The organism is Stenotrophomonas sp. NPDC077421 (assembly GCF_049545505.1).
In the GTDB taxonomy this organism is placed as follows: Bacteria; Pseudomonadota; Gammaproteobacteria; order Xanthomonadales; family Xanthomonadaceae; genus Stenotrophomonas; species Stenotrophomonas nematodicola.
Window position 1 is genome coordinate 23414 of sequence record NZ_JBMWDP010000020.1, and the last position, 14007, is coordinate 37420.

At 67.7% G+C, this 14007-nt stretch carries 6 protein-coding genes; 4 read left to right on the plus strand and 2 right to left on the minus strand.

Annotated elements, in window-relative coordinates:
* Positions 1 to 75 precede the first annotated feature (75 nt).
* Positions 76 to 1971 (plus strand): sigma-54-dependent Fis family transcriptional regulator, encoded by a 1896-nt coding sequence (locus ACPEH1_RS12330; RefSeq protein ID WP_423715851.1) that lies wholly within the window; start codon positions 76 to 78, stop codon positions 1969 to 1971.
* A 15-nt stretch (positions 1972 to 1986) separates the two neighbouring features.
* On the opposite strand, the gene eda is transcribed toward ACPEH1_RS12330, so the two are convergent.
* Both eda and ACPEH1_RS12340 read right to left on the minus strand, forming a co-directional pair.
* Complete coding sequence (eda, locus tag ACPEH1_RS12335; RefSeq protein ID WP_017355564.1) at positions 1987 to 2625, minus strand: bifunctional 4-hydroxy-2-oxoglutarate aldolase/2-dehydro-3-deoxy-phosphogluconate aldolase; 639 nt, start codon at positions 2623 to 2625, stop codon at positions 1987 to 1989.
* A complete protein-coding gene (locus tag ACPEH1_RS12340) occupies positions 2612 to 3628 on the minus strand; it encodes a sugar kinase (RefSeq protein WP_262071543.1) in 1017 nt (338 codons plus the stop codon). The genes eda and ACPEH1_RS12340 overlap by 14 nt, the downstream gene beginning before the upstream one ends.
* A 272-nt stretch (positions 3629 to 3900) precedes the next feature.
* Here ACPEH1_RS12340 and ACPEH1_RS12345 point away from each other — a divergent pair, with 272 nt between their 5' ends.
* The 3 genes from ACPEH1_RS12345 to ACPEH1_RS12355 all read left to right on the plus strand — a co-directional run bounded on the left by ACPEH1_RS12345 (position 3901) and on the right by ACPEH1_RS12355 (position 13997).
* Positions 3901 to 6633: a TonB-dependent receptor gene (locus ACPEH1_RS12345; RefSeq protein ID WP_026070694.1), complete on the plus strand. Its 2733-nt coding sequence runs from the start codon at positions 3901 to 3903 to the stop codon at positions 6631 to 6633.
* A 228-nt stretch (positions 6634 to 6861) separates the two neighbouring features.
* Positions 6862 to 10032 (plus strand): TonB-dependent receptor, encoded by a 3171-nt coding sequence (locus tag ACPEH1_RS12350; RefSeq protein WP_423715852.1) that lies wholly within the window; start codon positions 6862 to 6864, stop codon positions 10030 to 10032.
* A gap of 152 nt (positions 10033 to 10184) precedes the next feature.
* Complete coding sequence (locus ACPEH1_RS12355) at positions 10185 to 13997, plus strand: LamG-like jellyroll fold domain-containing protein (RefSeq protein WP_423715853.1); 3813 nt, start codon at positions 10185 to 10187, stop codon at positions 13995 to 13997.
* The last annotated feature ends 10 nt before the right edge of the window (positions 13998 to 14007 follow it).

Genomic DNA, 14007 nt, shown 5'->3' on the forward strand with positions numbered 1-14007 from the left:
GGTAACGCCGGCTGTGGTGTTTATCGGTACAGGCCCCGCTACAACTGTCGCAGATTGCGACACTGGAGAATCCAGGTGTCCCAGCTTCCGCTCCAGCACCGCGTCGGCAATGCGCGGCGTTCGTTCTTTGAACGGGGTGCCGCGCCCATCGGGATCGTGCCCGATACCATCCTGCAGTCCTGGCAGCGCTGCCTGCGCGGCGGCCTGTCGGTGCATGCGCAGCCGGATGTGGCACCGCTGCCCGATGCGCGTCTGCGCGAGCTGCGGCAGCGCCAGGAGACGCTGTGGCGGCTGGCCCGCCCGGAACTGGACGGCCTGGCGGCCGACATCGCGGTGGCCGGCAGCATCGTGCTGCTCACCGACGAGGCCGGCTGGATCCTCGACGCCGAAGGCAGCCCGGACTTCCTCGACAAGGCCGGCCGTGTGGCACTGATGCCCGGCGTGCGCTGGGACGAGACCTCGGTGGGTACCAACGCCATCGGCACCGCGATCGTCGAAGGGCGGTCGGTGGAAGTCCGCGGTGGCGAACACTACTTCGCTCCGCACGGCATCCTGACCTGCTCGGCCACGCCGATCTTCGACCCATACGGCCAGCGCGTGGGCGTGCTCGACATCTCCGGCGATGCACGCCTGCAACATCTGCACGCCCGGGTGCTGGCGCGCCAGGCGGTGGCACATATCGAACACCGTTACTTCGATGCCGGACTGGGCGACTGCGAGGTGGTCCGCCTGCATCACGATGCCGCGCTGCTGGGCACCGCCCGCGAAGGGGTGCTCGGCTTCCGCGGCGGGCGGCTGGTGGCGGCCAACCGCGCCGGGCTGGCGCTGTTCGGCCTGGAACACGGCGACCTCGGGCGTGCGTCCTATGAGGCGCTGTTCGATGTGCCCCTGTCGCGCCTGCACGATGACGGCGCGCTGATCGACCGCCAGGGCCGCGCGCTGTATGGCCACCTTGGCCAGCCCCCGGCACGGCGCTCGCCGACGGCGGCGACGCGCATGCCCGTGGCGGCCCCCGCGCGGGTCAGCGCATCGGCACCCCGCCTGGACCCCTCACCGCTGTTCGATGCCGCCCAGCAGCAGGCGCTGGCGCGTGCATGCCGGGTGCTCGATGCGCAGTTGCCGGTGCTGCTGCAGGGCGAGACCGGCACCGGCAAGGAGGTGTTCGCGCGCGCGCTGCATCGGCGCAGTACACGCGCCGACAAGCCGTTCGTGGCGGTGAACTGCGCGGCGCTGCCGGAAGGACTGATCGAAGCGGAGCTGTTCGGCTATGAAGAAGGCGCGTTCACCGGCGCGCGCAAGACCGGCAACACCGGTCTGCTGCGGCAGGCGCAGGGCGGTGTGCTGTTCCTGGACGAGATTGGCGACATGCCCCTTGCCCTGCAGCCGCGACTGCTGCGGGTGCTGCAGGAGCGCACGCTGTCGCCACTGGGCGGCGGCAAGCCGGTGCAGCTGGATTTCGCGCTGATCTGCGCCACGCATCGTGACCTCGACGAGGCGATGGCGGCCGGCACCTTCCGCAGCGACCTGTACTACCGCATCGCCGACCACTGCGTGGCCCTGCCGCCGCTGCGTGCGCATCCCGACCGCGCCGCGCTGGTACGGGGCCTGTGGGAGCGACTGGGAGAGGGACGCCAGCTGGAAGCGGTCGCCTTCGACGCGCTGGCAGCCTATGCCTGGCCGGGCAACGTGCGCCAGCTGAGCGCCTGCCTGCGCACGCTGGTGGCGCTCAGCGATCCCGGCCAGGTCCTTGGCCATGACGACCTGCCCAGCTACCTGCGCGATGCCCCGCGCGAGCTGCGGGCAGAGCAGGCCGGCGCGTCCGACAGGGGCCTGGACGCGATTGAAACCGACGCCATGCGCGACGCACTGGCGCGGTGCGGGGGCAACGTGGCCCAGGCGGCGCGTCTGCTTGGCATCAGCCGCAGCACGCTGTACCGCCGGGTCGGCAACAGCGCCCGCCGCCGTCACTGACGGCGGGCGTGGCGGTCAGCCAACCAGTGCGGCCGATTCGCGCGCCAACTGCTCGATGCCGGCCCAGTCGCGCGCCTGCAGCAGCGTACGGGTGGTCAACCAGGAGCCGCCCACGCACAGCACGTTGGGCAGGTGCAGGAACTCGCGCGCGGTCTGCGCGCTGATCCCGCCGGTGGGGCAGAACCGCACATCGCCGAACGGGCCGTTCCAGGCCGACAGCATCGCTGCGCCGCCGGCCTGGACGGCCGGGAAGAACTTGAACGTATCCAGCCCGTTCTCCAGGCCGCGCATCAGCTCGGAGGAGGTCGCCACGCCGGGCAGGAACGGCAGATCGGTATCGCGCGCGGCGGCATACAGCCGGTCTGTGGCACCAGGCGAGACCGCAAAGCGGCCGCCGACGGCCTTGACCCGCTCCATCTGCGCGGCGGTCAGCACAGTACCGGCGCCGACCACGGCATCGGGCACCGCCTCCACCATCGCCTGGATGGCGTCCATCGCCACCGGGGTGCGCAGCGTGACTTCGATCACCGGCAGGCCGCCATTGAACAGCGCGCGGGCCACCTCGACCGCGTCCTCGACGCTCTCGGGGGTGAACACCGGAATCACCGGGGCCAGCTTCAGGACTGCGCGTACGCGCGGATCAGCGCCGGACATCGAATCGCTCCTCGCCCGTCAGGGCCATGATGTCAGCCTCGCTGACAGGGTTGAAGTCGCCGGGAATCGAATGCTTGAGACATCCGGCGGCCAGGCCGAAGCGCACGATCGCCTCCGGCGCGAAGCCGCGCATCATGCCATGCAGGATGCCGGCGGCGAAGGCATCGCCGCCGCCGATGCGGTCGACGATCCCGACCATCTCGCGGGTGGGCGCCACCGCGCGGGTGCCGTCGCGACCGAGCAGCATGGCGCCAAGCGCATGGTTGTCCACGCTGTGCGGCGTGCGCTGCGTGCAGGCCATCCACTGCAGCCGGGGGAACGCGGCAAAGGCCATCGCCGCCGCCGCGTCCACGCGCTCCTGCGGCTGCGCCTGTGCGAACTCGCCGCCGAGCACCACGCCGATATCGCGGTAATCGGCGAACAGCACCTGCGCACAGGCGAACAGCTCACGCAGGATGCCTGCCGCATCGCCCTGCCAGCGCGCCCACAGCGAGGGCCGGAAGTTGCCATCGAAGGACACCGCCACGCCGCGCTCGCACGCCGCACGCGCCGCGGCCAGGGTGGCCTGGGCCATCGTCGGGTTGAGCGCCGGGCTCACCCCGGACAGGTGCAGCCACTGCGCACCGTCCAGCGCGGCATCCCAGTCGTAATCGGTGGCACGGCTGAGCGCGAAGGCCGAGTCGGCGCGGTCATAGACCACTTCGCTGGCGCGCTGCACCGCGCCGGTGGTGAGGAAATACAGGCCCATGCGGCCATCGCGCACCTGCACCGCGCGGGTATCCACCCCGTGCCGGCGCAGTTCGCCGAGCGCGAAGTCACCCAGCGGATTGGCGGCCACGGTGCCGACCATTGCCACGTCATGCCCGAGGTGGGCCAGGCTGACGCCCACGTTGGCTTCGGCGCCCCCGGCGTGCACCACCAAGTGCGGGGTCTGCAGCAGCAGCTCCCGGCCGGGTGCGCTCATGCGCAGCAACAACTCTCCAAAACAGACGACACGACTCATGGTTACCGGGTCCTTGTGAAGGCCGCGCCGGCCGGAACGGCAGGTGCGGCAATGGCTAGCGGTGTCATTCTAGCGGTGCGACGCCCCTCGTCCACCTGTCCTGAATGTCGGAAGCATTGTCCCGCAAGCCTCTGCGGGACATCAAAAGTCTGTTGCGCTGCAAGATGCCCTGTCCGGAACGGACTGTTAACGTCCGCCCTGACCAGCGGTGTCATTGCACTGACATGTCGCCGGATAGCTGTTTCATGTAGCACCTTTGGGAGAGGGAAGGCATGCAATCTCGAAACACTGAAAAAAAGACACCGGTTACCTTGCTCGCGCTGTCGATCGGACTGGCGCTGAGCGGCGGTGCATGGGCCCAGGAGGCCGGCACCACCAACCCGACCGATCTGGACACCGTCACCGTCACCGGCTATCGCGCCAGCGTCGAAAAAGCGCTGGACATCAAGCGCGGTGAGTCGGGCATGGTCGACGCGATCGTCGCCGAAGATATCGGCAAGTTCCCCGATCTGAACCTGGCCGAGTCGCTCCAGCGCATCCCCGGCGTGGTCATCACCCGCGATGCCGGCGAAGGCCGCAACATCTCCGTGCGTGGCCTCGGCCCGGACTTCACCCGCGTGCGCATCAACGGCATGGAAGCGCTGACCACCGTCGGCAGCGGCGACCAGTCCGGCGGCACCAACCGTGGCCGTGGCTTCGACTTCAATGTGTTCGCCTCGGACCTGTTCTCGCAGCTGATCGTGCGCAAGACCGCTCAGGCCGACGTCGAGGAAGGCTCGCTGGGCGCCACGGTGGATCTCAATACCGCCAAGCCGTTCGACTACGACGGCTTCACCTTTGCCGCCAGCGGCCAGGCCAGCTACAACGACATGGCCCAGAAGGCCGATCCGCGCATGGCCGCGTTGATCTCCAACACCTTCGCCGACGGCACCTTCGGCGCGCTGCTGTCGGTGGCCTATTCCGAGCGCCAACTGCTCGAAGAAGGCTCCAACACCGGCCGCTGGGCAGGTGGGACCAGCAATGGCGGGTTCAACCCGGCCTCGACCTACAAGCCGGCGCTGGCCGCCAACGTCAACCACCCGCGCTTCCCGCGCTATGTGCAGATGGAGCACCAGCAGAAGCGCCTGGGCGTGACCGGGTCGCTGCAGTGGAAGCCGACCGACCGCACCGAGCTGTCGCTCGATGCGCTGTACTCCAAGATCGACGCCACGCGCGATGAGCATTACATCGAAGCGATCTCGTTCAGCCGCGGCGCCTCGCAGCAGGGCAAGCCGGAAACCATCGTGCGCGATGGCGAGATCCGCGACAACGCACTGGTCTACGGTGTATTCGACAACGTCGATGTGCGCTCGGAAAACCGCCATGACGAGTGGAACACGGTGTTCAAGCAGCTCGCGTTGAATGCGCAGCACCAGTTCACCGACGACTTCAAGGTCAGCGGCAAGATCGGCACTTCGCGCTCGGAGCACGAGAACCCGATCCAGACCACGGTCATCATGGACAAGCTCAACGTCAAGGGCTACAGCTACGACTACCGCGGCAACAGCCGCTTCCCGGTGCTGAACTACGGCATCGATCCCACCGATCCGAACGGCTGGACCCTGGCTGAAATCCGCCTGCGTCCGCAGTGGGTGAAGAACGACTTCGATACTGCCCAGGTCGACTTCAACTGGAACATCAGCCCCGGCTTCCGCCTGAAGGGTGGCTTCCTCGGCAAGGACTACAGCTTCGCCACGCGTGAATGGCGGCGCGGCTCTGAAACCGCCGTCCCCAACTTCGCCACCGGCAACAAGCGGGTACCGGCGGACATGACCGAACAGGCCGGCCTGGGCGGCATCACCGGGTCGCCGTCGAACTGGGTGGTGCCCAGCATCGACGCCTTCAACCAGCTGTTTGACATCTACAGCAACACCGGCACGTTTGCCCTCACCGAGCGCGTGGTCAACGCACGCAGCGTGGAAGAGAAGGATCGTGGCGGCTACCTGATGGGCGAGTTCTCCACCGAGCTGGGCTCGATCCCGCTCTCGGGCAACTTCGGCGTGCGCTACGTCAAGACCAAGCAGAGCTCCACCGGCTATGCCACCGTCAGCGGCGCACCGGTGCAGAGCACCGTGGACCGCGAGTACAGCGACACCCTGCCCTCGCTGAACCTGGTGGCCGAACTGACCCCGGACTTCCTGGTGCGCTTCGGCGCGGCCAAGGTGATGGCGCGCCCGGGCCTGGGCAGCCTGACTCCCGGCGTGACCGTCAACGTCAGCGGTGGTGCGCGTACCGTCAGCGGCGGCAATCCGAACCTCGATCCGATCCGCGCCAACACCGCCGACCTCGGCGTCGAGTGGTACTTCAGCGAAGGCGCGATGCTGGGCCTGGCGCTGTTCTACAAGGACATCGAAAGCGCCGTGCAGACCGCGCGCGAAGTGCGTCCGTACTCGTCCAGCGGCCTGCCGCTGAGCCTGCTGGAGGGCACCGGTGCCGGCCCGGACGACGACTTCGTGTTCAGCGTTCCGCTCAACACTCCCGGCGGCAAGCTCAAGGGCCTGGAAGCGAACTACATCCAGCCCTTCACCTTCCTGCCCGGACGCTGGTCCAACCTCGGCCTGCAGTTGAACTACACCTACGTCGATTCGCAGATCCAGTACCTCACCGCGACCGGCGCCAACTCGCTCAACACCGACCTGACCGGCCTGTCCAAGAACTCGTGGAACGCCACGCTGTTCTACGAAGGCCCGGTGTTCGCCGCGCGCGTGTCGGCCACCAACCGCGACGACTACCTGACCCAGGTGCCCGCCACCGAAGCCGGATTCGACGTGCATGGCATGACCGGTACCACGGTCATCGACGCCTCGGTGCGCTACAAGATCAGCGACCAGCTCGAACTGAGCCTGGAAGCGGTCAATCTGACCAACGAAGCCTCCGACGAATGGGTGGGCTCGCAGTGGAAGCTGCCGCTGCAGTACACCGAAACCGGCCGCCAGTACCTGCTCGGCCTGCGCTACAAATTCTGATTCAACCGCGAAGCATCCGGCGGCGTGAGCGATCACGCCGCCGGCCGCGCGCGTGCCGGCTTCCACCGTTCGTCCTACCCACGCCATCGCGATCACGCTGCTGCGGCGCAAGATGCCCGCGCGTGAAGGGTTTGTTACGTTTCGGCTGACCATCGGTGTCAGACGCGGCCCGTGCGCACCACATCATTCACGCTCGCATGGCGGCGCACCCTGGGAGGGGAACAGACGATGGAACGACAGTACCCACGGAAAAAGACACCGGTTACCTATCTCGCGGTCTCGATCGCGCTGGCCCTGCAGGGCATGGCCGGCATCGCCTCGGCGCAGCAGGCACCGGCGGTGGATGCAGTGGACCTGGACAAGGTCGAGGTCAAGGCGACGTACCGCGAAAGCCTGCAGCAGTCGCTGGATGAAAAGCGCTTCAGCGTCGAGCAGGTCGATGCGATCTACGCCGAAGACATCGGCAAGTTCCCCGATCTCAACCTGGCCGAGTCGATGCAGCGCATCGCCGGCGTCTCCATCGACCGCGAGGGCGGCGAGGGCCAGCAGATCTCGGTGCGTGGACTGGGCTCGGACTTCACCCGCGTGCGCATCAACGGCCTGGAAGCGCTGTCCACGGCGGGCAGCGGCACCACCGGCGTCAACCGCAGCCGCGGCTTCGACTTCAACACCTTCGCTTCCGAGCTGTTCAGCCGGGTCAAGATCAACAAGACCCAGTCGGCACAGACCGACGAGGGCTCGCTGGGCGCCACCGTCGATCTGCGTGGCTCGCGCCCGTTCGATTTCGAGGGCTTCCAGGCGTCGCTGGGCGGCCAGTACGGTTTCAACGAACTGTCGCGCAACAAAGACCCGCGCATCTCCGGCCTGATCAGCAACACCTGGGCCGATGGCCGGGTCGGCGCTCTGATGTCGGTGGCCTACAGCAAGCGCACCATCTACGAGGAAGGCTACAACCCGGTCCGCTGGGAGCACGGCAACTACCGCAACTCCAACCAGAGCACGGCCACCAACAACGGCACCTACGGCTTCTGCAGCCCGGCCGGCTACGACCCGCAGACCCCGCGCAACCCACTGGCCAATGAAACCGCCGCCGGTGTGGGCAGCGCTGCCAATCAGGGACGCAACAACGGCTGGGGCAGCTACGGCATCGACGCCACCCACTGCGGTACCGGCCTGGATCGCCCGGCGGCGACGGCCGAGAACATCGCCGCATATGAGACCGCCACCAACGCCTGGATTCCGCGCTACCCGCGCTACGTGCGCACCGACCACGAGATCGAGCGCCTGGGCATCACCGGCGCGTTGCAGTTCAAGCTCGGCGACGACACCCAGCTTAACCTGGACATGCTGTACTCCAAGCTCGACAAGAACGTGCGCGAAGATTCCATCGGCGCCAACCTGCACCGCACCGCGCAGTACGGCGGCAAGACCCAGATCGTGGTGCGCGAGGCGCAGGCCGACGAACAGAACAGGCTGGTGTATGGCGTGTTCGACAACGTGGACTTCCGCACCGAGTCCACCGCGATCGAGGAAAGCACCGAGTTCAAGCAGTTCAGCCTGAACCTGGAACACCGCTTCAACGATGCGGTGCGCCTGGATGCCCTGGTCGGCCATTCCGAATCGAACTACGAACGCCCCATCTTCTCGATGGTCAGCTTCGACAACAGCAACCTCGACGGCTTCGTGCTGGACATGCGCAATGGCGGCAAAGTGCCGACCATGACCTTCCCGTTCGACCTCGGCAGCGCGAACAACTGGCAGTGGCTCGGTTACGGCAGCACGCCGGTGAACGCCAACGGCACCGCACGCGGCGGCAACATCAGCGAAGTGCGGCTCAACCCGCAGTATGTGGACAACAGCTTCGATACCGCCAAGGTCGACCTGACCTTCGCCATCAACCCCACCTTCACCCTGCGCGGCGGCCTTGCCTACAAGGACTACGACATGCGCACCCAGGAGTTCCGCAACATCAGCTACGGCCGCCTGTCGCAGGCGCTGCCGGGCGGTGTGGGCGTGGGCGACCTGAGCACCACCCTGGACGGGTTCGGCAAGGGCCTGGACGGCAACCTCCCCAATGGCTGGCTGGTGCCGGACTTCAACAAGATCGCCAAGCTGCTGGACATCTACTGCAACTGCAACACCGGCACGCTCGGCGGCGACTACCGGCTGGCCAGCGTCGGCCACTTCGGCGCGTCCAACAACAACTTCGACGTCAACGAAAAGAGCTACGGCAGCTACCTGCAGCTGGACTTCAACACCGACCTGCTCGGCCGCGCGTTCCGCGGCAATGTCGGCGTGCGCTACGTGCGCACCGATATCACCGCGTCCGGCTATGCACCCTGCACGGCAGCCAATGCCAACGATCTGTCCGCCGCGTGCGAACCGTTCCTGGGCGTGGCCAGCGCCACCGCCGACGCCGGCGAACGCCTGCTGGTAGGCACCCAGGTCGGCCATTCGTACGACGACTGGCTGCCCTCGCTGAACCTGGCGTGGGACCTCACCGACACCGTGGTGCTGCGCTTCGGCGCGGCCAAGACGATGGCCCGCCCGACCCTGTCCAACCTGTCGCCCAGCGTCAGCGGCGGCCCGACCGCGTACTTCGACGACGACCGCAGCTACTCGATCAACCTGGGCAACCCGAAGCTGGACCCGTTCCGCTCCACCAACTACGACCTGAGCGCGGAGTGGTACTTCCAGGAGGGCGCGCTGCTCTCGGCCGCGGTGTTCTACAAGGACATCGAAAGCTACGTGCAGCGCACGCGCCTGCTGACCACCTGGGAAGACATGGGCTACTCGCTGGACCTGCTGCCCGCCGGCTTCAGCCCAAGCACGGTGTTCAACGTGCAGAGCTACTTCAACACCCCGGGCGGCCCGCTCAAGGGCTACGAGCTGACCTACCAGCAGCCCTTCAGCTTCCTGCCCGGCTTCTGGCGCAACTTCGGCGTGCAGCTCAACTACACCCACGTCGATTCGAAGATCAAGTACATCTTCAGCTCCGGCACCGGCAACACCATCGTCACCACGTACACCGAGAACGACCTGCTCAACCTGTCGCCGAACTCGTACAACGCCACCCTGTACTACGACGATGGCCGTTTCAGCGCCCGCGTCTCCACCAGTTACCGCGACGCCTACATCAGCACCATCCTGTCGCAGGAGAATGTCTGGGACCTGGACAACAACCAGTACGCCACCGCCGATGTGCAGGGCAAGTACAGCGTGGAGAACGTGGACTTCAACATGTCCTGGAAGGTCAACAAGAAGCTCTCGCTGACCTTCGAGGCGATCAACCTGCTCGACACCGCCGACGAGCGCTACGTCGATTCGGCGCTGTCGCTGCCCGATCGTTACACCCACACCGGCCGCCAGTACTACGTCGGCCTGCGTTACAAGTTCTGACCCGTGCTTCGGCGTCCGCCCCGGGTATCGCGTCCGCTCCCGTCCGTCGCTCCGGGCTGGCGGGCGCGCTGCCGCGGCGGACGACCGCCCTGACGGGGTGACGGCCCCGCCTGGTTCCGCTGTACCGTCACCGTTGTCGAAAGGAAGGCCCCATGCACCGCGTTGCTCCTGCCCTGCTCCGTCCGTCCCGCCTCTCCGCCAGCCTGCTGGCGCTGCTGCTTGCCAGTGGCCCCGCCTGGGCGCAGACCGCGCCGACGCTGCTGTTCCACGTGTCGGCCGAGCATGGCCTGGACGCGGACACGGCCGCCGGCGATCCGGTGCCGAACTTCCAGGACAAGGTGACGCCGGTGGCCGATGGCGCGCACGGCCGCGCCATCCAGTGGGCCGATGATGGTGTGCTGTCGTGGAACGCGCCTGGCAACATCCAGGCCCAGCGCGGCACGCTGGGCTTCTTCTGGCGCCCGCGCTACGCAGTGGGGGAGGCGCCGTTCGTCATCTTCCGGGTCGGCTACGCCGACCACAGCAGCTGGGACATGGCCTGGCTGCGTATCGACTGGAACGGCCACGGGTTCGATGCCTTTGTCACCGACGCCAACCTGGCGCGTACCCGCGTCTCCTTCCGGCTGGACCGGATGCCATCGCCGCAGCAGTGGCAGCACATTGCCTTCGGCTGGGATGAAAACCACGGCGTGCGCCTGTACGTGGACGGCAGGGAGGTCGCCCGCCAGGACACCACCGCCGACTACGACGCGGCGCTGGACCAGCTCGGCCTGGCCGGCCGGGTGATGGCGCCCTACCAGGTGCAGAGCCGCTACAACTTCCTGCGTGGCAGCGACCTCGACGAGATCCGCGTCTACGACCGCCTGCTCGATCCAGCCGGCATGGCCGCGCTGGCCCGCAATGCCGCGCCTGCCACGGCCGTTGCGCCGGTCGATCCGATGCGCGCCTGGAACCACCGGCATGGCTGGGACGGCGCGCCCCCGCCCGCACTGGCCAGCGCGACCACGACGATCCGCAAGGTCGAGTTCGCCGATGCCAAGGACCACAAGCAGTGGATGTGGAAAGCCACCGACGGCATCGCCGAAACCACCTGGCCGGGCGTGTACAACCGCTCGCGTCTGCCCGGCCGCAACGACTATTTCCAGCTGCCGGACTGGAACACCTACGTCGAGGGCGGCCAGCAGCTCGACCTGACCCTGCCGGCCGGTGAAACCGTCAACCGCATCGAAATGCGCGGCGCCGCCTTCGGCGAGCTCGGCCACAGTGCGGGCGACCCACCGGCCCAGCCGCTGTTCCAGCGGCCGCAGGGCGTGGTGCGCAGCGTCAACGACATTCCCGCGCAGACCGGCGGCGTGCTGCACTTCCGCAACACCGAACAGGAAACGCCGATCCAGGAGATCTGGGCCTACCAGGTCAGCGATGCCGCCGAACCGGACGGCACGGTCAAGCAGCGCTACCTGATCGACAGCCAGGCGCTGCCGGACTACACCAACATCGCCGACCTGCGCGCCTACATCGACGGCCGCTACCCGCCCGCCGAGCGCAGCACGGTGATGGCCCTGCCCAAGGGCGCCGGCTCGCGCCGGCGCGGCGCCGACACGTTGCCCGCGCAGCCGCTGCCGATCGTGCACGTGCTGATTCCTTCCGGGGTCAGCGATGCGCCGGCCGCGCAGCCGTTGATCCGCAGTTGGGCGCACAGCTGGGAGAACATGCACGACGGCCTGGACGGGGTTGCCATCGACCTGCCGGCGCTCGACCTGCAGGCCACGCGCGACGGGCTGATTCCGCTCAACATCCGCATCAAGGATCCGATCTGGCCGGCGCGCGACATGATCGACGTATCGGTGTCGGTGAAGCCGGGTCAGAAGCGCACGCTGTGGCTGGACCTGCGCGACCGCATCCTCACCGCCGACAGCCTGTGGATCTCGATCGCCTCGGCCGCCCCTGGCTTCAACGCCGGCGCGCTCGACGGTGCCGAGATCCGCATGGTCTACAAGGACCGCGAGGAGGCGAAGAAGGAGCACCTCGCCGACCGCTTCAATCAGGTCCGCGACAACTGGGGCTTCCTGGTCGAAGAACACACCACCTCCAAGCGCCAGCGCCTGTACGCGCGCGTCTACGCCGATCTGAGCGACCTGCTGCGGGTCGACCCGGACCATGCGCTCGGCCGCCTGTACTGGAACTACATCAGCTACAACAGCCAGGGCAAACCGCCGTTCGTCCAGCCCGAGGCGCCCAAGGGCGTGCCGCTGTGGGCGTTCCGGCAGACCGAAGACCTGCGCTACGTGCGCCGCTTCATCGACTGGTGGATCGACCATCGCCAGATCGCCTACGGCGACTTCGGCGGTGGCATTTCCGACGATTCCGACCTGACCCAGCAGTGGCCGGGCCTGGCGCTGATGGGCGTGCAGCCGGACAGGCTCAACGCCTCGCTCACCGCGTTGTCCGATGCGGTGTACCGCAACGGGATGTTCAGCAACGGCCTGAGCACCATCGAGACCGATGAGCTGCACGCCTACGAAGAGGGCATCAACACCAACAGCGCCATGCTGTACCTCAACTGGGGCGATCCGCTCACCGTGGAGCGCCTGATGGAGACGGTGAAGGCCTTCGACGAGCGCATCATCCTGCCCAATCCGCAGGGCCAACGGCTGTTCTCCAGCAACTGGTTCGGCGGCAACAAGGTGTACCGCGACCCGAACTGGCAGTGGCAGAAGCCCTACTCGTTCCCGGTGCTGCATCCGGCGTTCCTGATCGGCCAGTACAACGCCGATCCAACCAGCCGCACGCTGGTCACCGGGCTGGCCGACAGCTACCTGGCGCATGCCTACACCGACGACAAGGGCCGCTGGGCGCTGCCCAACGAGATCCACTGGGCCACCGGCAAGACCCGCGGCGGCGAGCTCAACAACGGCTCCGGCGGCGGCGATGTCATGCACACCTTCTGGGCGGCATGGCGCTGGAGCGGCGACGACAAGTACCTCAAGGCGCTGGACTACCGCGTGGAGCGCGGCGGTCCGGGGGCCCTCTCCAACCTGGGCGAGAACTACGTCGAGGTGCTGGGGCGCGGCGCGCAGTGGAATCCGCGCTTCATCGCCGACGCCGACGGTGGCAGCACCGGCTTCTCCAGCCTGATGGCCTGGCAGGCCACCGGCGACAAGAGGTACCTGGAGGCCCTGCACGCCGATGGCATCCAGGCCAAGGCGCAGCGCGAGTACATGAACACCGAGGGCCACTGGTGGTCCGACCGCGTCGAAGCGCCCAGCGAGTTCCTGCAGCGCGCGCGCCTGGGCGGCATCGCGCTCAAGCGCAACCAGAGCTGGCCGGGGCATACCGTCAGCTGGCGCTTTGCCCAGCCGGATGCGGCCGAGCAGGTGGCGCTGCTGGTGCACGCGCCGTCACCGGACCGGTTCAAGGTGATTGCCTACAACCTGGGCAAGCGGGCCGTGGAGGCGGACATGACCACCTGGAACGTCACCGCCGGGCAATGGCGGATGACCAGCGGCGTGGATCGCGATGGCGACGACCGGATTGACGGCAAGGCAACGGTCCGCGAGCTCACCCTGGAGCGCAGTGCCTCGACCACGCTGCGCTTCGCACCCGGCCAGAGCCAGGTGTTCGAGTTCGCGCTGGTGCAGGCCGGTACGCCGGTCGAGCAGCGCCCCGACCTCGGCGTCGGTCGTGGCGACGTGCGCGTGGACGGGGGCCAGGTGCACGTCACCGTGCACAGCCTGGGCCACGTGGCAACGCCGGCGGGAACGGCGGTCCTTGAAGACGCGAACGGGCGTGAAGTGGCCCGCGTCGGGATCCCGGCGATGGACGCCCCCCTCGACCTGGTGCCCAAGACCACCACCGTGGCGCTGCCCTTGCCAGCCGCCAAGCGCGCGGGCCTGCGGGTGCGGGTGATGCTGCCCGATGGCGGGGCTGAAGTCACACAGCTCAACAACGTGGTACCGGTGGAGTAACCGCGAGCGG